This window comes from Rhizobium sp. SU303 (assembly GCF_021052345.1).
GTDB lineage: Bacteria > Pseudomonadota > Alphaproteobacteria > Rhizobiales > Rhizobiaceae > Rhizobium > Rhizobium laguerreae.
Map to the genome: position 1 here is coordinate 17112 of NZ_CP088099.1, position 20909 is coordinate 38020.

Annotated in this window: 22 protein-coding genes and 2 pseudogenes; 16 read left to right on the forward strand and 8 right to left on the reverse strand. The window is 61.2% G+C overall.

Going from position 1 to position 20909, the window contains the following annotated elements; all coding sequences use genetic code 11:
* Positions 1–8: 8 nt before the first annotated feature.
* Positions 9–1196 carry a mannonate dehydratase gene (uxuA, locus tag RlegSU303_RS33100; RefSeq protein WP_094088944.1) on the forward strand — a complete coding sequence of 396 codons (1188 nt, stop codon included), beginning with the start codon at positions 9–11 and terminating at the stop codon, positions 1194–1196.
* 81 nt (positions 1197–1277) lie between these two features.
* Here uxuA and RlegSU303_RS33105 read toward each other — a convergent pair whose 3' ends face one another.
* The gene (locus RlegSU303_RS33105; RefSeq protein WP_017957604.1) at positions 1278–1925 is read right to left on the reverse strand and encodes a TetR/AcrR family transcriptional regulator; all 648 of its coding nucleotides are present in this window, start codon (positions 1923–1925) and stop codon (positions 1278–1280) included.
* A gap of 135 nt (positions 1926–2060) precedes the next feature.
* Here RlegSU303_RS33105 and RlegSU303_RS33110 point away from each other — a divergent pair, with 135 nt between their 5' ends.
* Positions 2061–3245, forward strand: coding sequence for an HlyD family secretion protein (locus RlegSU303_RS33110; RefSeq protein ID WP_131709884.1), 1185 nt, complete (start codon positions 2061–2063; stop codon positions 3243–3245).
* A 24-nt stretch (positions 3246–3269) separates the two neighbouring features.
* The gene (locus tag RlegSU303_RS33115) at positions 3270–4859 is read left to right on the forward strand and encodes an MDR family MFS transporter (protein WP_017957602.1); all 1590 of its coding nucleotides are present in this window, start codon (positions 3270–3272) and stop codon (positions 4857–4859) included.
* Between the two features lie 38 nt (positions 4860–4897).
* Here RlegSU303_RS33115 and RlegSU303_RS33120 read toward each other — a convergent pair whose 3' ends face one another.
* Both RlegSU303_RS33120 and RlegSU303_RS33125 read right to left on the reverse strand, forming a co-directional pair.
* Positions 4898–5767, reverse strand: coding sequence for an aldose 1-epimerase family protein (locus tag RlegSU303_RS33120; protein WP_026158339.1), 870 nt, complete (start codon positions 5765–5767; stop codon positions 4898–4900).
* Between the two features lie 104 nt (positions 5768–5871).
* Entirely contained in the window at positions 5872–6201 is a 330-nt protein-coding gene (locus tag RlegSU303_RS33125) for a DUF6665 family protein (RefSeq protein WP_043294226.1), read from the reverse strand.
* A gap of 203 nt (positions 6202–6404) precedes the next feature.
* On the opposite strand from RlegSU303_RS33125, the gene RlegSU303_RS33130 reads away from it, so the two are divergent.
* From RlegSU303_RS33130 to RlegSU303_RS33145, 4 genes and pseudogenes are all read left to right on the forward strand, one after another.
* On the forward strand, positions 6405–8027 hold the full coding sequence (locus tag RlegSU303_RS33130; protein ID WP_017957599.1) for an ABC-F family ATP-binding cassette domain-containing protein: 1623 nt from the start codon (positions 6405–6407) through the stop codon (positions 8025–8027).
* Positions 8028–8133: 106 nt separating this feature from the next.
* Positions 8134–8520: a VOC family protein gene (locus tag RlegSU303_RS33135; protein WP_017957598.1), complete on the forward strand. Its 387-nt coding sequence runs from the start codon at positions 8134–8136 to the stop codon at positions 8518–8520.
* Positions 8521–8624: 104 nt separating this feature from the next.
* Positions 8625–9214 (forward strand): annotated as a pseudogene (locus RlegSU303_RS33140) (hypothetical protein).
* Positions 9215–9313: 99 nt separating this feature from the next.
* The gene (locus tag RlegSU303_RS33145; protein ID WP_003549551.1) at positions 9314–9478 is read left to right on the forward strand and encodes a DUF1328 domain-containing protein; all 165 of its coding nucleotides are present in this window, start codon (positions 9314–9316) and stop codon (positions 9476–9478) included.
* An 82-nt stretch (positions 9479–9560) separates the two neighbouring features.
* On the opposite strand, the gene RlegSU303_RS33150 is transcribed toward RlegSU303_RS33145, so the two are convergent.
* Positions 9561–9920, reverse strand: a complete 360-nt coding sequence (locus RlegSU303_RS33150) for an EF-hand domain-containing protein (RefSeq protein ID WP_131719417.1) — start codon at positions 9918–9920, stop codon at positions 9561–9563.
* Between the two features lie 20 nt (positions 9921–9940).
* Complete coding sequence (locus RlegSU303_RS33155) at positions 9941–10189, reverse strand: membrane protein (RefSeq protein ID WP_017957595.1); 249 nt, start codon at positions 10187–10189, stop codon at positions 9941–9943.
* A 591-nt stretch (positions 10190–10780) separates the two neighbouring features.
* Between RlegSU303_RS33155 and RlegSU303_RS33160 the strand changes: the two genes are divergently transcribed.
* Both RlegSU303_RS33160 and RlegSU303_RS33165 read left to right on the forward strand, forming a co-directional pair.
* On the forward strand, positions 10781–11302 hold the full coding sequence (locus RlegSU303_RS33160) for a DUF992 domain-containing protein (protein WP_017957594.1): 522 nt from the start codon (positions 10781–10783) through the stop codon (positions 11300–11302).
* 77 nt (positions 11303–11379) lie between these two features.
* Positions 11380–11490 (forward strand): annotated as a pseudogene (locus RlegSU303_RS33165) (GNAT family N-acetyltransferase); the annotation flags it as partial.
* 72 nt (positions 11491–11562) lie between these two features.
* Here RlegSU303_RS33165 and RlegSU303_RS33170 read toward each other — a convergent pair.
* The 3 genes from RlegSU303_RS33170 to RlegSU303_RS33180 form a co-directional block, all read right to left on the reverse strand.
* Positions 11563–12330: a hypothetical protein gene (locus RlegSU303_RS33170; protein WP_094088942.1), complete on the reverse strand. Its 768-nt coding sequence runs from the start codon at positions 12328–12330 to the stop codon at positions 11563–11565.
* A 31-nt stretch (positions 12331–12361) separates the two neighbouring features.
* Positions 12362–12454 carry a helix-turn-helix domain-containing protein gene (locus tag RlegSU303_RS34445; RefSeq protein ID WP_245500408.1) on the reverse strand — a complete coding sequence of 31 codons (93 nt, stop codon included), beginning with the start codon at positions 12452–12454 and terminating at the stop codon, positions 12362–12364.
* Positions 12455–12584: 130 nt separating this feature from the next.
* Complete coding sequence (locus RlegSU303_RS33180) at positions 12585–13514, reverse strand: LysR family transcriptional regulator (protein WP_094088941.1); 930 nt, start codon at positions 13512–13514, stop codon at positions 12585–12587.
* A gap of 72 nt (positions 13515–13586) precedes the next feature.
* On the opposite strand from RlegSU303_RS33180, the gene RlegSU303_RS33185 reads away from it, so the two are divergent.
* The 7 genes from RlegSU303_RS33185 (at position 13587) to RlegSU303_RS33215 (ending at position 20908) form a co-directional block, all read left to right on the forward strand.
* The gene (locus RlegSU303_RS33185; protein ID WP_094088940.1) at positions 13587–14504 is read left to right on the forward strand and encodes a DMT family transporter; all 918 of its coding nucleotides are present in this window, start codon (positions 13587–13589) and stop codon (positions 14502–14504) included.
* Positions 14505–14601: 97 nt separating this feature from the next.
* The gene (locus tag RlegSU303_RS33190) at positions 14602–15375 is read left to right on the forward strand and encodes a DeoR/GlpR family DNA-binding transcription regulator (RefSeq protein ID WP_017957589.1); all 774 of its coding nucleotides are present in this window, start codon (positions 14602–14604) and stop codon (positions 15373–15375) included.
* 121 nt (positions 15376–15496) lie between these two features.
* Positions 15497–17008, forward strand: a complete 1512-nt coding sequence (glpD, locus tag RlegSU303_RS33195; protein ID WP_231284155.1) for a glycerol-3-phosphate dehydrogenase — start codon at positions 15497–15499, stop codon at positions 17006–17008.
* Positions 17009–17049: 41 nt separating this feature from the next.
* The gene (locus tag RlegSU303_RS33200; protein ID WP_017957587.1) at positions 17050–18126 is read left to right on the forward strand and encodes an ABC transporter ATP-binding protein; all 1077 of its coding nucleotides are present in this window, start codon (positions 17050–17052) and stop codon (positions 18124–18126) included.
* 9 nt (positions 18127–18135) lie between these two features.
* Positions 18136–19206 carry an ABC transporter ATP-binding protein gene (locus tag RlegSU303_RS33205; RefSeq protein ID WP_017957586.1) on the forward strand — a complete coding sequence of 357 codons (1071 nt, stop codon included), beginning with the start codon at positions 18136–18138 and terminating at the stop codon, positions 19204–19206.
* Positions 19207–19209: 3 nt separating this feature from the next.
* Complete coding sequence (locus RlegSU303_RS33210; protein ID WP_017957585.1) at positions 19210–20073, forward strand: carbohydrate ABC transporter permease; 864 nt, start codon at positions 19210–19212, stop codon at positions 20071–20073.
* A 13-nt stretch (positions 20074–20086) separates the two neighbouring features.
* Positions 20087–20908, forward strand: coding sequence for a carbohydrate ABC transporter permease (locus RlegSU303_RS33215; protein ID WP_017957584.1), 822 nt, complete (start codon positions 20087–20089; stop codon positions 20906–20908).
* Position 20909: the final 1 nt, after the last annotated feature.

Sequence of the window (20909 nt, forward strand, 5' to 3'; positions counted from 1 at the left end):
GAAGAAGGATGCGACAGGGTTGGAGATGGTTCGGGCCGGAAGCGCCGGTGACGCTGGACGATGTCCGCCAGACGGGCGCGACGAATATCGTCTCTTCGCTGCATCAGGTGCCGATCGGCAGGGCCTGGACGGAGAAGGAAGTGCGCGAACGCCAGGCTCTGATCGAGACGACGCCCGGCGGCCGCTCGCCGCTCGTCTGGTCAGTCGTCGAGAGCATCCCGATCCCCGACGCCGTCAAGCGCAAGGGCGGGGAGGCGAAGGCCGAAATCGAGGCGTGGATCGCCAGTCTCGAAGCGGTCGCTGCCTGCGGTATTTCGATCGTCTGCTATAATTTCATGCCGGTGGTGGACTGGACCCGCACCGAACTCGATTTCGTGACGCCGACCGGCGCCACCGCCATGCGCTTCGACCACGAGCGTTTTGCAGCCTTCGATCTCTTCGTCCTGGAACGGCCGGATGCGGCGCAGCACTATTCCAGCGAAGACCGCGAACGGGCGCGTATCGTCTTCGAGGCGATGACGGACGACGAGGTCGCCGACATCACCCGCATCATCACCTCGGCTCTGCCGGGGTCGACCACCGAACCTCTGACCATTCCGGCTTTCCGCGAAAAGCTTGTCGCCTATAGTGGCATCGATGCCGCAAGACTGCGCCGGCACCTGATCGAATTCTTGGAAGCGGTGACGCCGGCGGCCGAAGCCCGCGGCGTCAAGCTGACGCTGCATCCCGATGATCCGCCGCGTTCGCTGTTCGGTCTGCCGCGCATCGCCTCGACGGCGGACGACTATGCCGCTCTCTTCGATGCGGTGCCGTCGGCGGCGAACGGCATGTGTTACTGCACCGGCAGCCTCGGCGTGCGCGCCGAAAACGACCTGCCGGCGATCGCCCGACGCTTTGCCTCGCGTATCCACTTCGCCCATCTGCGCGCCACGACGCGCGAGGGTGACGGCCGAACCTTCCATGAAAGCGCGCATCTGGAAGGCGACGTCGATATGGTCGCCGTTCTCAGCGAACTGGTCGCGGAAGACCGCCGCCGCAGTCCCGAAGACACCATCGTGTTCCGATCGGACCATGGCCATCGCATGCTCGACGACCTCGACAAGGTCGTCACACCGGGCTATCCGGCCATCGGCCGCATGCGCGGCCTCGCCGAACTGCGCGGCATCCTGCATGCGCTGGGCGCTCCGCCGAACTGAGGGTGGACGCAAAACCGCCGCGCATTTTTTGCTGGAATTGCTCTAGCGAAAATCATCGCGCTCTGAAGCCCGAGCGATGCTTCAGAGCGCGCAACCTTTCAGGAAAAGATCGGCGCACATCTTCGCCCGAGCCGCAATCGTCTCGATCTTCGGCGGCGGCTCCTGGCGTAGCATCGCGGCACGCTGCGGTTCCATGATCATCATGCCGCGCAGCATGCCGCAGGCCGCATGCGGATCATCAAGGGCAATCAGTCCACGATCGATCTGCTTTTGCAGCCAGTTTTCCATCAGTGTATTGGTTCTGACGATCGCCTTTTCATAAAAGGCGTTGGCGATCTCTGGGAAACGATCAGACTCGCTGATGACAAGCCGGGTCATGGCGATGGTATCGATCGAGAGCGTCAGCATACCGTAGGCCATCAGTATGCGCTCCAGCCCCTGCCTGATATCGGCCACGGCGAGTGTGCCGGGGTCAAGGGCGATCAAAAAGCGCCCCGTGCGCTCCGTGATCATCTCTGAAAAGAGATCTCCTTTCGTCGGAAACAGGCGGTAGAGCGTCTTGGTCGAAATGCCGGCCTCCTGCGCGATCGCAGCGATGCTAGCCGCGGCATAGCCATTCTCGTGGAACTGCCTGTTTGCCGCCTCGATGATCACGCTTCTCGTATCCTCGTCGCAGCGGACCTGCGGGCGTCCTCGCGGCTTCTTCTCGATTTCGTGATTTTGGACCATGACTATTTTCCAAATTCTCATTGACATCTATTTTCTAGTGCATATTTTGGAAAATATCAAGTTTCCTAAAGTGCATTTCATTCGAATTCAAAGGCCGCAGCCCAAGTGACGGCGACCGTCATCAGGAGAAAGACAATGACCATCAAGAAGCTGCATGCCTTGAATAACAATACCGCCGTTGAGACCGTTGCCGAAGCTGCCCCGGCAAGCCTGGACGCCGGCCAGCCGCCGCGCGTCGCGGAAGCTGCCGCCACCGTTGCCGAGGAAAAGCCCGCCCGCAGGCGCGGCGGCCGCTCCCTGCTTCTCGGCGCCACCGCGCTCGTGCTGATCGCCGCCGGCGCCTATTACGGCCATGATTACTGGACGGTCGGCCGTTTCCATATCTCGACCGACGATGCCTATGTGAAGGCCGACAACAGCACCATCGCCCCCAAGGTATCAGGCTATCTCTCCGAGGTCCTCGTCATGGATAACGAGACCGTCAAGGCCGGCCAGCCGCTCGCCCGCATCGACGATCGCGACTTCAAGGCAGCCCTCGATCAGGCCAAGGCCGATGTCGCCGCCGCCGAAGCCACCGTCAACGCCAAGCAGGCTTCTCTCGATATCCAGCAGTCGACGATTGCCGCCGCCCGCGCGACCGTCGACGTCGACCGCGCCAATGAGACCTTTGCCGAGCAGAACAACAAGCGTTATTCGAACCTTGCCACCAGCGGTTATGCCCCGGTGCAGACGGCGCAGCAGGCCGCCTCTCAGATCGCTGCCGCCCAGGCCACCATCATTCGCGACACAGCCTCGCTCGACGCCGCCGTCAAGCAGGTCGACCTGCTGAACGCAGAGCTGGCCCAGGCGAGAGCGGCCCTTGCGCACAGCAAGGCCGTCCAGCACCAGGCCGAGCTCAACCTCTCTTATGCGACGATCACCGCGCCCGTCGACGGCACCGTCGGCAACCGGACGCTGCGCGTCGGCCAATATGTCCAGGCCGGCACTCAGCTGATGTCGGTCGTGCCGACGACGGCTGCCTATGTCATCGCCAACTACAAGGAAACCCAGCTCACCGACGTCCAGGCCGGCCAGCCTGTTGATATCGAGGTCGATATGTTCCCGGGCCGCACCTATCACGGTCATGTCGACAGCCTCGCGCCGGCAAGCGGCCAGGAATTCGCGCTGCTGCCGCCTGACAACGCCACCGGCAACTTCACCAAGGTCGTCCAGCGCATTCCTGTGAAGATCGTGCTCGACGGTGACGCTGCCGCAAACGGCGACCTGCGCCCCGGCATGTCCGTGCAGCCAAGCATCGATACCAAGAACGACCGCAGCTAGGGCCGGGGACGAGGAGTTCGTGTCATGTCCACCATTGCAGCAACAGCCATCGCCGTTCCGCAGCCGAAAACCGGCGCCAGCACCAGGGAATGGATCGCCGTTCTCGCCGGCATGATCGGCGCCTTCATGGCGATCCTCAACATCCAGATCACCAATGCCTCGCTTCTCGACATCGAGGGCGGCATCGGAACAGGCGTCGACAACGGCGCCTGGATCTCCACCTCCTATCTGATTGGCGAGATCGTCGTCATCCCGCTGACGGCCTATTTCAGCAATGTCTTCTCTTTCCGCCGCTATATCCTCGTCAATTCTGTCCTCTTTCCGCTGTTTTCGATCGCCTGCGCCTTCGCGCATGATCTCGGCACGATGATCGTGCTGCGCGGCCTGCAGGGCTTTGCCGGCGGCGTGCTGATCCCCATGGCTTTCACCATGGTGCTGACCAAGCTGCCGAAGTCGCAGCAGCCGCTCGGCCTGGCGATTTTCGCGCTCTCGGTGACTTTCGCACCGGCAATCGGCCCGACCATCGGCGGCTACCTCACCGAAAATTACGGCTGGCAGACGATCTTCTTCATCAATGCCGTCCCGAGCGCCATCATGGCGGTCGCCCTTGCCCTGACGCTCGACAAGCAGCCGATGCAGCTTGGCCTGCTGCGGGAAGGCGATTGGGCGGGGATCTTCACCATGGCCATTGGTCTGTCGGCGCTGCAGACCGTACTCGAGGAAGGCAATAAAGAGGATTGGTTCTCTTCGCCCTTCATCGTCAAGCTCAGTATCCTCGCCTTTGCCTTCCTCGTCGCCTTCATCTGGATCGAGCTCACGGTGAAGAAGCCGCTGGTCAAGCTCAGCCTGCTGAGGCAGCGCAACTTCGGCATCGGCGTTGCCGTCAACGTGCTGGTCGGCGTCGCCCTCTTCGGCACCGTATACATCCTGCCGCAATATCTCGGCCAGGTGCAGCGCTACAATGCCGAGCAGATCGGTTACGTGTTGGCCTGGACCGGCCTGCCGCAGCTGCTTTTGATCCCGCTCGTCCCGATGATGATGAAGCGCTTCGATGCGCGGTATATCGGCTTTCTCGGCATCTCGATCTTCGCGATCAGCTGCTTCATGAACATCACGCTTTCGGCCGACACGGCAGGTGACCAGTTCTGGATTCCGAACATCGTCCGCGCCATCGGCCAGGCCCTGGTGCTGACGCCGATCACCGCCATTACCACTGCCGGCATTGCGCCTTCCGATGCGGCCGCCGCCTCGGGCCTGACCAACATGCTGCGCAACCTCGGCGGCGCCGTCGGCACGGCGACGCTCGGCACGGTCCTGACCAAACGCGAGCAGTTCCACTCGAACATCATCGGCCAGTCGGTGACGCTCGGCCGCGATGAAGTCCGCACCCGTCTCGACCAATTGACAGCCTACTTCGTGCAGCATGGTGTCTCCGACCATGCCGTCGCAGCCCAGAAGGCCGTCGTGGCGCTGGGCCAGGTTGTCAAACGCCAGGCCCTCATCCTGGGCTTCGCCGATACATTCGCCGTCATCGGCGTGGTTCTTGCCATTGCCGCCGTCGCCCTGCTGCTCACCCAAAAACCGCGGGCCGGTGCTGGCGCCGGCGCTCATTGAAACAGCGGCACTCGCCGGCTTCCAGGCGAGTGCTCTCTCTATTCCGGAATTTCGACCGTAAAGGCGAAGCTCGCCACAGCGCCCGGCGCCAGGATCGTGGTCGACGGCCTCTTGGAAAGCTCGCTCGAACTCCCGGCTTCCGCAGCCGTCCCGTGCCAGGGCTCGATGCAGAGGAAGGGCGCGCCCGGTTTGGTCCATAACGCAAGGTTGGGCAGATTTTCGAAATGGAACCGCATGGCCGGCCCGCCTTCGGCGCCGTAACTCAAGCCGGCGCCCACACCATCAGGGAAAATCATCGCATCCTGCTCGAACATCGCGTGATCGAGCACCAGCCGGCCGCCATCGAACGGCGAGGGCAGGGGCGCGGGATTGATCAGGCCGCCTTCCAGCCGCACAAGACCCGGCTCGCCTTGATTGTCGAGCGTGACGATATGGTCGCGGCCGGAAGCATCGGGTAGCGGCCAGGCGAAGGCCGAATGGAATCCGAGGCCGAACGGCATCGCCTTCTGGTCGCGATTGGTGACCTCCGCCGTGACAGTCAACGCGCGGCCCTCGACCGCATGCACCACGGCCAGCTGAAATTCGAACGGATAGACCGCCCGGGTCGCATCCGAGGCGGCCAGTTCGAACCGGCACATCGTCTCAGTGGAGGCCGCAAGCACGAATTCGCTGCGGCGGGCAAAACCATGCTGGGCCATCGGATAGACCGTACCGTCGATTGCGATCTTGTCATCCGGCGCCTTGCCGACGATCGGAAACAGGACCGGAGACCGCCCGGTCCAGAAGGCTGCGTCGCCGGTCCATAACCAAGAGCGTCCGTCGCTTGACGTGAGCGCCTGCATCTCGGCGCCGAGGGAGGAGACATCGACGGTGAGATCCTGATTCCCGATCCGGATGGAGATTGGCATCACGTTTCCTTTCGAATTGGTGCGGCACCAAGCCATACCGTTCCGCACGGGGGATTTCCACCCAATAGAGGGGCGGGACGGCAGCACACCAGCCGCTGCCCTCGTCATTTCCGCATCGCGCCCAATCTCGCGATCACTTCGTTCGGGATGCCGTAGCGCTGAATGGCGTCGCGGTTGTTCCGCAACCCGCATATCTCACGCTGGATGAAGAACGCCCAGACGGCATCGGATGCTTCGTTGAGAAGCCTCTCGCGGTCTTCGGCGCTTTGGCGGTCGGGAGTCCATGCCTTCAGAGCGGCAAGCGCCGCCTCCACCTTCAGCCCGTGACGTCCGAGAGAATCGGCCCGTTCCGACATCAGCTCATATTCGAGGACGTTGAAGCCGCTTCTATCCTGCTCGGATTGTCTGAAGGACTGTGGCGGACGAACGCTCATTGGCACAGGTCTCCGTTGGCGTGAGCCGCGATATTATCCAATCCTGTTCCAAATTAAAGAAGGTGAGCATGATGTCGTTCGAAAACCGCTCACGCCTTTCGGCATGATACTCTTGATCGAGACGGTGGGAACAGGGCTATCCTGCGGTTTCCCCGCATGGCATAAGCGCGCCAAAATCTCCTTCTCCAGGCGCCGCGCAAACCATGATCCGTATCGAAAATATCAGCAAGCAGCTCAGCCACCGCATCCTCTTCATCGAGGCGTCCGCAGCGCTCAACAGAGGTGAGAAGATCGGTCTCGTCGGTCCGAACGGTGCCGGTAAGACGACGATCTTCCGGATGATCAATGGCGAAGAGCAGCCCGATGAAGGCCAGGTCTCCTGCGAGAAGGGCGTCACCATCGGCTACTTCAACCAGGACGTCGGCGAGATGGCCGGCCACAGCGCCGTCGCCGAGGTGATGAACGGCGCCGGGCCGGTCAGCATCGTTGCTGCGGAGTTGCACGAGCTCGAAGCCGCCATGGCCGATCCCGAACAGGCCGACAACATGGAAGAGATCATCGAGCGCTACGGCGAGGTACAGGCGCGCTACGAGGAACTGGACGGTTACGCGCTCGAGGGGCGCGCCCGCGAAGTGCTCGCGGGCCTGAGCTTCAGCCAGGAGATGATGGATGGCGATGTCGGCGCGCTGTCGGGCGGCTGGAAGATGCGCGTGGCGCTTGCCCGCATCCTGCTCATGCGCCCGGATGTCATGCTGCTCGACGAGCCGAGCAACCATCTGGATTTGGAAAGCCTGATCTGGCTGGAGGAATTCCTGAAAGGTTACGAGGGCGCGCTGCTGATGACCTCGCACGACCGCGAGTTCATGAACCGCATCGTCACCAAGATCATCGAGATCGACGGCGGCACCTTGACGACCTATTCCGGCGACTATGAATTCTACGAGCAGCAGCGGGCGCAGAACGAGAAGCAACAACAGGCCCAGTTCGAGCGCCAGCAGGCGATGCTCGCCAAGGAAATCAAGTTCATCGAGCGGTTCAAGGCGCGCGCCTCACATGCCTCGCAGGTGCAGAGCCGCGTCAAGAAGCTGGAGAAGATCGATCGGGTGGAGCCGCCCAAGCGCCGTCAGGCGGTCTCCTTCGACTTTCAGCCGGCGCCGCGTTCCGGCGAAGACGTGGTCAGCCTGAAGAACGTTCACAAGAAATACGGCAGTCGAAGCATCTATGAAGGGCTCGATTTCATGGTGCGGCGCCGGGAACGCTGGTGCATCATGGGTATCAACGGCGCCGGCAAATCGACGCTGCTGAAACTGGTGACCGGCACCGCCGAGCCTGACGAAGGCAGCGTCGCTCTCGGCGCCAGCGTCAAGATGGGCTATTTCGCCCAGCACGCCATGGATATTCTCGACGGCGAGCACACAGTCTTTCAATCGTTGGAGCACCGGTTTCCCCAGGCAGGGCAGGGGCCTTTGCGTGCGCTGGCCGGATGTTTCGGCTTTTCCGGCGACGATATCGAGAAGCGGTGCCGGGTGCTCTCGGGCGGTGAGAAGGCGCGGCTGGTCATGGCAATGATGCTCTTCGACCCGCCGAACCTGCTCGTGCTCGACGAGCCGACGAACCATCTCGACCTCGACACCAAGGAAATGCTCATCAAGGCGCTGTCGCAATATGAGGGCACGATGCTGTTCGTCTCGCACGACCGGCATTTCCTGGCCGCACTGTCCAACCGGGTGCTGGAGCTGACGCCCGACGGCATCCATCAATATGGCGGCGGCTATACCGAATATGTGGCGCGCACCGGCCAGGAGGCGCCCGGCCTGAGAAGCTGACGATTATCGTTGCGGGGCAAGTCGAAACCGTCAGTGTCGAAGCGACCAGTGGAGAGCCGGCCAGCGATATCGGTTGGCCGCTCGAAGCAACGGAGGAGAAAATACCATGCTGTTGGATCGAATCGAGGTCGTCACTCTGTTCGTCGATGATATCGAGGCGGCCAAAGCGTTCTACCAAAATGTCTTTGCGCCAGAGGTCGTCTATCAGGACGCGGTATCGGCGGTCCTGAAATTCTCGGGAACGATGATCAACCTGCTCGATGCAGCGCAGGCGCCTCAACTGGTCAAGCCGGTCGCAGTGTCAGCGCCCGGTTCGGGCGCACGCGTGCTGCTGACGATCAAGGTCGACGACGTCGATGCGGTTTGTGCAGAACTGCGCAAACTCGGGGTCACGCTGCTCAACGGTCCGATCGATCGTCCATGGGGCCGCCGCACCGCAGCCTTTGCGGATCCGTCGGGCCATGTCTGGGAGGTCGCGCAGGAATTGCGCTAACCCGTCGCGCGCGCTCTGGAGCTGCGTTTAAATCTTGCCGTCATCGGCCTCACGGACGGGCCGCTTCTTCCGAGCGAAGAGCGAATTCGGCGGTTATTGCCACGATGATGACCAAATTCCGTGGTGTTCGGAGGCCTCTTCATGCAATCGGGGACGGCGCATCGGCATGGACTGGATCAATCGTTATATCGATCAGCCGCTACTGCACGGCGCGGCGGGTTTGCTGCGGAGTTGGCATCTCCGCACGCGGCAACCGCCGGAGTTGCTGGAGCCGACATGGAACCTCGTTGTGCTCTCCTTTCTCCTGATCGCGAGCGGGCAGGTCATGGCCGGCGAGACTTTCACGCTCAGTGTTGCCGCGCTGGTGATGCTGGCGCTGCCGTCCGCTCGAAAGCTGCTTTCGGCTGTGAAGGCAGGGCAAGGCGGTTACGGCGCCCGGGAATACAAGTCGCTGAGAGCGCGCGCCATCGCCAAACGTGAGGCGGAGTGGTCGGTGCGGATCATTGTCCTCTTCGCATCGGCCTGCCTTCCGTTCATCGCCCGCATCGACGATCCGGTGGGAGCCTGTTTCATGCTGGGGGCCAGCATCTGGTTCGTCCTGACCGGGCCGCTTAAGGCCTATCTCGACGCAGCCGAACCTCCCGAGCCGAATGAAGGCGACCGGATGTACAGCGGCGTCTTTCACGTCGGCTGAATGGAGCTGATGCGACGTTGCATGTCCCGGCCATCAGACGGACGGGAACCAAATGGGGCGGCCTCCGTTATCTCCGCAGCAACGTACAAGGAGATTGCGATGCTTTACTACGCTCTGGTATTTCTCGTCGTGGCCTTGATTGCCGGCGTCCTCGGATTTGGCGGCATCGCAGGGGCGTCAGCTTCCATTGCCCAGGTTCTGTTCTTCATTTTCCTGGTGCTGTTCGTCGTATCGCTCGTCATGCGACTGATGCGAAAAGTATAACGCGGACAGATTAAAGTATAAAGACCCGGCGAAGCACATCGCCGGGTTTTTCTTTATTGCCACATTCGGTTTCATGTCTCCGTCAATGAAGGCTTCCGTCCCGATCGTGGTCGGCTGTCGCGAAATCCGCCATCACCCGCTGCATGAATTCGCTTCGGCTGATGCGGCCGTTGTGGTTCGCGTCGGTCAAAGTGAATTGCTCGACCGTCAGGATCTGCACCGTCTCGTCGGACTGCAGGCTGCCGTCCTCGTTCTTGTCGAGACTTCCGAAAGCCGTGCCCATGAAGGTCTGGTATTCCGATCGGTCGACGGTCTTGCTGGTATTTGTGTCAAGCCCATCCATCTGGCCCTGATACATCGATCCGGGCTGTTGCTGTTGTTGCGCCACTGCCCCAACGCATTGGCACAGTACGAATGTGGTCACCAAAGCCAAGGTCTTCATCGCTTGATATCCCTCCCCAATTAGCGGCAAGCCAGACGGTTGCCGACGTAACCACCGCCGCCGATGCCGGCGCCGACAGCAAGCACCTGCCCGGTTCCGGCGCCGATCGTGCTGCCGATCAAGCCACCGACAATCGCGCCGCCGACGGTTCCCGCGATGCAGCCGAATTCGGAATTACGATCCGAGACGGCCTGCGACGTCGGGCCGGACTGGCAGGCGGAGATGGCAAGGCATCCCGCCAGTATGATGTTTGTCCTGCGTATGCGCATCTTTCCCTCCCGATAAATTACCCGTTATCTCCAATAGAGATCGGCGGGCGTACGATTGTCCGGCCCCCGCGAAAATATCGCCTGATTATATTTCTCAAATTCAGACTTAGTTTCTGTTCGAACAGAAGCAGAATTCCGGAAAACAAGCGGAAATTCTGCGGCAATGCCAAAGCAATCATGCCGTTTCCTCTCCAGTTGCAGTACTGCATGGAGAGTATTTTCAAATAGTACAGCTATCTATACCGCATGGCAACCTGCGCGATTATCGATCGCCTATCCAAATAGGGGCGCCTGCGATGTGCATGATACCGCTCGTCGAGAGTTGACGGCGATCAGGATCGTGCCTTTCCGGCAACCATCCCTGACAAGATCGTGAAATAAACGGATGACGCGAAAAGGTGCCTTCGAAATGTCCCAATGGGAGCTGAACCGTAAGCGAGTTTGTCGCTTGCGCCCTCCCAGGCGCTTTGACATGCGATGCGTAAATGATGCCGGTTCGGGATCGTTTTGCGGTTCCGTCCGTTATCTGTTGCCGAATCTGGTGGCGAGTAGCCGGGTATGCTCCCGTCACGATTTGAGAAGGAGAGACTTATGAACAAAATTCTTGCGACGGCGTTTGCCGCGGTATCGTTGACGTTTGTCGGCGCTGGGGCGGTCAATGCCGCCGATCTCGGCACCAGGACATATGAAGAGCCGGACCTGCGCAATGGCGTGAAGATCGGTTACCTCACCTGCGATATCGGCGGCGGCACGGGTTACGTGCTCGGTTCCTCCAAAGAGGCCGACTGCATCTTCCAGTCGACCGTCGGCAACGAACTTTCGGATCGTTATACGGGTGAAATGAGAAAGCTCGGCATCGACCTTGGCTTCACCACGCGAAGCCGCCTGATCTGGGCCGTGTTCGCGCCGACGGCCGGCTATCACCGCGGATCGCTCGCCGGCCTCTATGTCGGCGCCACCGCCGAAGCCACGCTCGGCGCCGGTGTCGGCGCCAATCTCCTGGTTGGTGGCACCTCCGGTTCGATCCATCTGCAGACGGTCAGCCTGACCGGTCAGCTCGGCCTCAACGTTGCGGCCGGTAGCGCCTCGATGACGCTCACACCAGCGAATTGATATGGTCTTTTTGACATCCCCTGCCGCGTCGCGGCAGGGGACGTCATCTCGTCTGCGGCGCGATTTCGCACCCTCGCATGCCCAAGCCGGATCACGACATGATGGATATTCGAATGGCAACGCCCGACGAGGACGAGATCCTGGTTGGGCACTATCTGAAGATCTGGGACAGCTGCGGCACGCCGCCGTAGCACTAATAGAGGCCGTAGCGTTGGTTTCCCATCAAACTACGCTATTGAAGAACAAATAATGAAAGACACTTAGGAACCGTCGTCAGATAGCCAAATTCTCAGTTTGCCGACTGACCTGAAGCCCAGCTTTGTCATCTCGTCTAGCGCTGCGCCACTGTCGTACCCGACTAGCGGCACATCGCGTGAAAAGGCGATAGTGGCCAACGAAATGGCATCTCGGAAGGCCTGCGGCGTACCAGCCAAGTTAAAGATATTGGAGATTCCTACAGCCTCCGGTGATCGATTTACGATGCAGCCCGCATCAATACCGTTGCCGGCCCATCGACCATAGATATGCATGTTGGGATCGGAAAGCAGGGCCGGTGTGAAGACGTTGGCATCGGTCTGGCTACCAGACTCTTTCCAAGAATTTTCCCAGAGATCCAGTGCCGCAGCATCGCGAATGCGTGCCCAATTTTGAGGCTCACGCGCTGAAATTCTGTGAGGTTCAGCCCAAATCCATGATGCGGAAAACAACAACTGGAACCCTTTGTTGACGAGATCGAGCCTGGAAAACCCGTCTTTGAAACCAGGTCGCCGTCCTAGCCGATCTGTCAGCCGACCGATTTCAATCAGCTGTTCCTCTGTCGCATCCGGGTCAAGTGTCGTCAAGTTGGAATAGTAGGGGGGTGCGATCGCATCGCTTGACCAAAATGCACTGGTTCGCTGATCAGGTAGTCCATGGGCACGGAACATCGCCTGATACAAGTCTGCATTGTTAGCGGCACAAATGCGCGCTTTCTCTGCATCGGATCGTACCGTGTGTCTCAGGATACTTTGCGAGGAGTTGCGTATCATAAGAAATCCTGTTGCTCGGAGCGTCTGGCACCTAGCCGGTGCATTCGCGATAAACAGTTGAGCGGCCTAGGCCAAGTGGTATGGCAGTTTCCGACGGCGAAGTTCCAGCATTAGCAAGCTTCACGGCGGCCTCGACTTTCTTGGTATCGAGTGGCTGGCGCCGCGGTTTCCTTCCCTTGGCCCGCAGCGGCAATGCCGTCGTTTGTCTGCTGTGAGATCAACTGGCTCGATCTAGCGCGGGCCGTCCGATCCGCCTACGTTTTCGCCCGGCCGGGTGCGATAAAAGTAGCGATCGTCGCCTCGTCATGGCCGGCCTCGCGCAGGAAGCGGCTGGCGAATTCGATGGCAGGGCTTCTCAGGGCCTCGTCCGGTCTAATCAGGTGAAAGGCCACATGGTAATCGAGCGTCCGCTCCGACACCGCGACGACGCGCCCGGTGGCCAGCGCGGCATCCGACAGCGGCGGCCGCGCGAGCGCGATGCCGAGCCCTTGCGCACAGGCATCGATCACCAGATTGTAGTCCTCGAAGCGCCGATCATGGCCGCGCGGTATATAGTCGACGCCCTCACGAGAGAGCCAGCGCCGCCAGCCTTCAATATTCGAATCGTGAAGGATCGGCAGATCGAGCAGCGCCAAGGCATCGGAGCGCTGCCCGAGCCGCTCCGCCAGCGCCGGGGCGGCGATCGGAAACGATTTCTCCTGCCAGAGCGGCAGGGCGCGCACGCCAGCCCATGGTCCTTTGCCGCAGCGAATGGCAAGATCCGTGCCTTCGCCGAAATCCGCCAGCCGGTGTTCGAGCGTCAGCTCGACATGCAGCTCGTTTCCTTCGAGCTTCGGCAGGCGTTGAAACAGCCATAGAGAGGCGACAGAGGGCGTCACCGAAAGGCGTACTACCGCCTTGTTGCGGCGAGGCAGCCAGCGTTCGCCGCTATTGCCGAGCAGCGTAAGTGCTTCTTCCGCCCGCGCGAAAAACCGCATGCCTTCCGGCGTCAGGCGCACGCCTCGGGCTTCGCGCGCAAACAGGCGAACGCCCATCCAGCGCTCCAGGCGCGAGACCTGGCGCGACACCGCGCCGTGCGTGATGCCGCTTTCCTCGGCCGCAGCCGAAAACGATCCCAGCCGGGCGGCGCGGGCAAAGGTCTCGAGCGTATCGAGCGGCGGAAGAACTGGCGAGCTGTGAACCATACGCACATTTGATCATCGATTGCGATGCTTTTCAAGCACGCATCGAAGGCCTAATCACTGTCGCAGCAACACATGGAGGCGAAAATGAGCATGGTGGCAAGCGTACCGGTTTCGACGAAACAGCAAGGCAGGTTCGATCTGGTCGCCTTTGCGGCGATCGTCGTCACCATCCTCTTCTGGGCTTCCTCCTTCGTGGTGATCCGCATCTGTCTCGGACCGCTGACGCCGATCGAACTGGCGACGGCGCGTTATGTGGCAGCCGGCGTCATCGCCCTCGTCTATCTCGTCATCTATCGGCCGATGCCGGAAAAACGCGATTTCGTTCGTCTCTCCGTTGCCGCCGTGCTTTTCATCGCCGCCTATGCGGTTCTGCTGAACACCGGCGAGCAGACCGTTGCGGCGGGACCGGCAAGCTTCATCATCAACACCATGCCCGTCTTCACCGCCCTCATCGCCACATTCGCGCTCGGCGAGCGCTTCGGCCGCTGGGGCTGGGCGGGCACCGCGGTTTCCTTCGGCGGCGTGGCGCTGATTGCGGTCGCCTCCGACGACGGTTTCAAGCTCGATCCGAATGCCGTCCTCATCCTCGGGGCAGCGCTCTGCTCGGCGATCGCCAGCGTGCTGCAGAAGCCGCTGCTCGGGCGGTTGCCGGCGCTTGCAGTCACTGCCTGGATCCTGCTCATCGGTTCCGTGCCACTGTTTCCGGCCGTCCCGGCGACGATTCAGGCGCTGGCCGCTGCACCGGCGGAGGTGAACTGGGGCGTTGCCTATCTCGTTATCTTCCCGACCGCGATCGGCTATCTCACCTGGGCAATCGCCCTGAAGCGGCTGACGGCCGCCCGCGCCTCGAATTTCCTCTATGGTGTTCCCCCGGTCGCCACGCTGATCGGGTTCGTCTGGCTGGGCGAAACGCCGACAGCGCTCGGCGCGGTCGGTGGCGTCATGGCAATCCTCGGTGTGCTCGTCGTCAACGTGATGCGGAAGCGGTAGCGTCGAATTCGGGCCGTGAAGGCGGCCCGGTAACAGATAGGCATTGCGCTGCGGTTCGCTTTCTTTAAAACGAAAGCAGATCGAAAGGCGCGCGCTCATGTTCTTGACCGACCGGCAAATTGAAATCGTGGCGATTGCGAAATCGAGCGGCAGGGTGCTGGTCGAGGAGCTCGCCTCCCGCTTTTCGGTGACGCCCCAGACGATCCGCAAGGACCTGAACGATCTCTGCGATGCGCAGGTGCTGACGCGCATCCATGGCGGCGCCACATTCCCGAGTGGGACGGAGAATGTCAAATACGAAGCGCGCCGTCAGATCGCCGCTTCCGAGAAACAGGCGATCGGCATTGCCACGGTCGAGCTGATTCCGAGCGGGGCCTCGCTCTTCATCAATATCGGAACGACGACAGAGGCGGTGGGCGAGGCGCTCGCCAACCATCACGAGCTGATGGTGATCACCAATAATATCAACGTTGCCAATAGGTTACGCCTTTTTCCGGCAATCGAGGTCGTCATTGCCGGCGGGGTCGTGCGCGGTTCGGACGGCGGGATCGTCGGCGAGGCAGCCGTCGATTTCATCCGCCAGTTCAAGGTCGATTACGCCGTGATCGGCGCGTCGGCGATCGATATCGATGGCGCGCTTCTTGACTATGATTTTCGCGAAGTGAAGGTCGCCCAGGCCATCATCGCCAATGCCCGGCATGTCATTCTCGTTGCCGATTCGACGAAGTTCGAACGTACCGCACCGGTCAGGATCGGTCAGCTTTCCCAGGTTCATACCTTCATCACCGATCGCTGTCCTGTGCCGTCGATCCGCAATCTCTGCCTCGAAAACAATGTGAAACTGATCGAAACGAACGGCAGATCTCGCTAGACAACGGACCCCTCACAAACATTCGTTTGACATTCGTATTCCTTTCGTTTTAACTGATGTTACTTTCGCAATTGCGCAAGTTTTGTGCGATGCGAAATCGACGGCGGGCTCGGAGGGGGAATTGGGCCGAAATATTCACGACATATTCGTCATCGGTGGCGGCATCAACGGTTGCGGCATTGCACGCGATGCCGTCGGGCGCGGCTATACGGTGGCGCTGGCGGAGATGAACGATTTCGCCTCGGGTACCTCGTCGGGCGCCACCAAGCTGATCCATGGCGGCCTGCGTTACCTCGAGCATTACGAGTTCCGCCTGGTGCGCGAATCGCTGATGGAGCGCGAGATCCTCTGGGCGATGGCGCCGCACATTATCTGGCCGCTGCGCTTCGTGCTGCCCTACCACAAGGGCGGCATCCGCCCGGCCTGGCTGATCCGGCTCGGCCTCTTCCTCTACGACCATCTTGGCGGCCGCAAGCTGTTGCCGCCGACATCGGTGCTCGACATGCGCAGCGATCCGGCCGGCAAGCCGCTGAAGGCGCTGTTTTCCAAGGCCTTCGAATATTCCGACGGCTGGGTCGACGATGCCCGCATGGTGGTGCTGAACGCTCGCGATGCCGCCGACAAGGGCGCGCTGATCATGCCGCGCACCAAGGTGGTGTCGGCAAGGCGCGAGAATGGCCTGTGGCAGATCGAGACCACCGATACCCTCACCGGTCGCAATGACAGCCATCAGGCCCGCATGCTGGTCAATGCCGCCGGTCCCTGGGTCGACCATGTCATTCGTTCCGCCTTCGGCCAGAACGAAGCCCACCATGTCCGCCTTGTCCAGGGCAGCCATATCGTCGTGAAGAAGAAGTTCGACGATGCGAGAGCCTATTTCTTCCAGAATCCCGACAACCGCATCATCTTCGCCATTCCCTATGAAGGCGATTTCACCCTGATCGGCACCACGGATCGCGACTATACCGCTGATCCCCGGGATGTCCGGATCTCCGAGGAGGAGACCGTCTACCTCTGCAATGCGGCGTCGGAATATTTCAAGGAGCCGGTCAGGCCGGAGGATATCGTCTGGACCTATTCTGCGGTCAGGCCACTTTATGATGATGGCGCCTCAAAGGCGCAGGAGGCGACGCGCGACTATGTGCTGGAGCTGGAAGGCGAAGGTGCCGCGCCGCTGCTCAACATCTTCGGCGGCAAGCTCACCACCTATCGCCGGCTTTCCGAACATGCGCTGGAGAAGATCGGTGCTGCAATCGGCGCCAAGGGCGCCCCGTGGACGGCCAAAAGCCATCTGCCGGGCGGCGACTTCCCGGTCCGCGGTTACGAGGCACAGGTTGACAAGCTGAGGCGGCGTTATTCGTTCCTCGCCGATCCGCTTGCCCGCCGCCTGGTGCGCCGCTACGGCACCAGGGTAGAGCTGTTGCTTGGCAATGCCCGCGGCATCGACGATCTCGGACGGCTTTTCGGCGGCGATCTCTACGAGGCAGAGGTCACCTATCTCGTCGAACATGAATGGGCCCGGCACGCCGAAGACGTGCTGTGGAGGAGAACAAAGGATGGTCTGCGCCTTTCGAAGGAGCAGGCCCAGTCACTGGAGGAGTACATGGCTGCCATGCCGGCGATGGCCGGGTAGGAGCCATGTGGTCCCCGATGCGTGGAGGCACGGGAATCGGAATGCTTGAACTGCGAAACGCCGCCAAGATGGTGGGCGCGGACTATCATATCTATCCGACCGATCTGGTTCTCGAGCGGGGCACGCTGAACGTCCTGCTCGGGCCGACGCTCGCGGGTAAGACCTCTCTGATGCGGTTGATGGCGGGGCTCGACCGGCCGACCGGCGGCTCCATCCATTTCGACGGCGCCGACGTCACCGGCATGCCGGTGCAGAAGCGCAACGTCGCCATGGTCTACCAGCAGTTCATCAACTATCCGGCGCTGACGGTCTACGACAACATTGCCTCGCCAATGCGCATATCGGGCAAGGATGCTGCGACGATCGACAGTGAGGTGCGCAAGGCTGCCGAGCTGTTGAAGCTCACGCCTTATCTCGACCGCACCCCGCTCAATCTGTCCGGCGGCCAGCAACAGCGCACGGCGCTTGCGCGCGCGCTCGTCAAGAATGCCAGCCTCGTGCTGATGGACGAGCCGCTCGCCAATCTCGATTACAAGCTGCGTGAGGAACTGCGCGAGGAACTACCGAAGATCTTTGCCCAATCCGGCGCGATCTTCGTCTATGCCACCACCGAGCCTTCCGAGGCACTGCTGCTTGGCGGCAACACGGCAACGCTGAACCAGGGCCGGGTGACCCAGTTCGGGCCGACGATCGAGGTCTATCGCCGACCCGTCGATCTCGCCACCGCCGGCATTTTCGCCGATCCACCGCTGAACGCCCTCGACGTCACGAAATCCGGCAATATCTTCATGCGCCCGAGCGGGGTGACGATCTCGGTTCCCTCGCATCTGGCCATCGTGCCGGATGGTCCCGTCACCATCGCCTTTCACCCGCATCATCTCGGCCTTGCGCCGCAGACCGGCGACGCGGCCCGCCTGCCGGCGCGCACACTGGTTTCCGAAATCACCGGCTCGGAGAGCTTCGTTCACCTGGAATATGATGGTGTGCGCTGGGTGATGCTGGCGCATGGCATTCACGACATCGATCCCGACATGGAGGTTGAGGCCTTTCTCGACACCCGCCACCTGATGGCCTTCGGCAGCGACGGCCGCGCCATCGCCGCGGCCGGAAAGGTATAGGAGAGCACAATGGCACGCATCACGCTCGACCATATCCGCCACGCCTACGGCGCAAATCCGAAGTCCGACAAGGATTATTCCCTGAAGGAAGTCGACCACGAATGGAACGATGGTGGCGCCTATGCGCTGCTCGGCCCTTCCGGCTGCGGCAAGACCACGCTGCTCAACATCATCTCCGGCCTGCTTCAGCCCTCGCACGGCCGCATCCTGTTCGACGGCAACGATGTCACGAACCTTTCGACGCAGAGCCGCAACATCGCCCAGGTTTTCCAGTTCCCCGTCATCTACGACACGATGACCGTTTACGACAATCTCGCCTTTCCCCTGCGCAACCGCGGTGTGGCCGAGGCGGATGTCGACCGGCGCGTCCGCGATATCCTCGAGATGATCGATCTCGCCGGTTGGGCCAGGCGCAAGGCGCAGGGCCTGACCGCCGATCAGAAGCAGAAGATCTCGCTCGGCCGCGGACTGGTGCGCAACGACGTCAACGCCATCCTGTTCGACGAGCCGCTGACCGTCATCGATCCGCATATGAAATGGGTGCTGCGCTCGCAGCTGAAGCGGCTGCACAAGCAGTTCGGCTTCACCATGGTCTATGTCACCCACGACCAGACCGAGGCGCTGACCTTCGCCGAGAAGGTCGTCGTCATGTATGACGGCCAGATCGTCCAGATCGGCACGCCGGCCGAGCTCTTCGAGCGGCCGAGCCATACCTTCGTCGGCTATTTCATCGGTTCGCCGGGCATGAATTTCATGCCGGCCAGGATCGAGGGCAGCGCGGTCAAGGTCGGAGACGAGACACTGACGCTCGATTACGCGCCGAAGACGTCAGGCACGGCCAAAACCGAACTCGGAATCCGTCCCGAATTCATTCGCCTCGGACGGGAGGGCATGCAGGTCACGATCAGCAAGGTCGAGGATATCGGCCGGCAGAAGATCGTGCGCGCCCGCTTTGCCGGCCAACCGATCGCCATCGTCGTGACTGAAGACGCCGACATTCCCGCGGACGCCCGCGTCACCTTCGATCCGTCCGCCATCAGCATCTACGCCGACAGTTGGCGTGTCGGCAGGGAGGCCTGAGCCATGCAGAAGACGTGGAATAACAAAGCCTGGTTTCTGGTCCTGCCGGTGCTGCTGCTCGTGGCGTTTTCGGCCGTCATCCCGCTGATGACCGTCGTCAATTATTCAGTGCAGGATACGTTCGGCAATAACGAGTTCTTCTGGGCCGGTACCGACTGGTTCGTCCAGACCCTGCATTCCGACCGCTTCTGGGAATCGCTCCAGCGAAATCTGCTTTTCTCCTTCATCATCCTGGCGCTGGAGATTCCGCTTGGCATCTTCATCGCGCTCAATATGCCGAAATCAGGACCGGGCGTTCCCGTCTGCCTGGTGTTGATGGCGCTGCCGCTGCTCATTCCGTGGAACGTCGTCGGCACCATCTGGCAGGTCTTCGGACGCGTCGATATCGGCTTGCTCGGCCACACGCTCGAAGCCATCGGCCTCGACTATAATTATGTCCGCGATCCCATCGATGCCTGGGTGACGGTTATCGTCATGGATGTCTGGCACTGGACAAGCCTCGTCGTGCTGCTTTGCTATGCGGGCCTGGTGTCGATCCCGGACGCCTATTACCAGGCCGCCAAGATCGACGGCGCCTCGCGCTGGTCCGTCTTCCGCTACATCCAGCTGCCGAAGATGAAGCGGGTACTGCTGATTGCCGTGCTCCTGCGCTTCATGGACAGTTTCATGATCTATACTGAACCGTTCGTGGTCACCGGCGGCGGGCCTGGCAACTCGACGACCTTCCTGTCCATCGACCTCGTGAAGACGGCCGTCGGCCAATTCGATCTTGGTCCGGCGGCGGCAATGTCGATCATCTACTTCCTCATCATCCTGCTGCTCTCATGGGTGTTCTACACCGTGATGACCAGCAGCGACGCGAGCTAAGGGAGGGCGAGATATGAGCAACAAATACAAACCTGCAGGCAGCCTCTCCTGGCTCGTTCCGACGATCTATATCATCTTCCTGATCCTGCCGATCTACTGGCTCGTCAATATGAGCTTCAAGGAGAATTCCGAAATCACCGGCGCCTTCTCGCTCTGGCCGACGAACCCGACGCTGCGTAACTACACAGTCATCTTTACCGACCCGTCCTGGTATAACGGCTATATCAACTCGATCATCTATGTGGTGATGAACACGGTGATCTCGGTCGCGGCGGCGCTGCCGGCAGCCTATGCCTTCTCGCGCTACCGCTTCCTCGGCGACAAACACCTGTTCTTCTGGCTGCTGACCAACCGCATGGCGCCGCCGGCGGTCTTCGCGCTGCCGTTCTTCCAGCTCTATTCGGCCTTCGGCCTGATCGACACCCACATTGCCGTGGCGCTCGCCCATTGCCTGTTCAACGTGCCGCTCGCCGTCTGGATCCTCGAAGGTTTCATGTCCGGTGTGCCGAAGGAGATCGACGAGACCGCCTATATCGACGGTTATTCCTTCCCGCGTTTCTTCATCAAGATCTTCATTCCGCTGATCGCCAGTGGCGTCGGTGTCGCGGGCTTCTTCTGCTTCATGTTTTCGTGGGTCGAGCTGCTGCTTGCCCGCACGCTGACGACGACGGCGGCAAAGCCGATCTCGGCGATCATGACGCGAACGGTGTCCGCCTCGGGCATGGACTGGGGCGTGCTGGCGGCTGCCGGCGTGCTCACCATCATTCCGGGCGCACTCGTCATCTATTTCGTCCGCAACTACATCGCCAAGGGCTTCGCGCTCGGGCGCGTTTGAG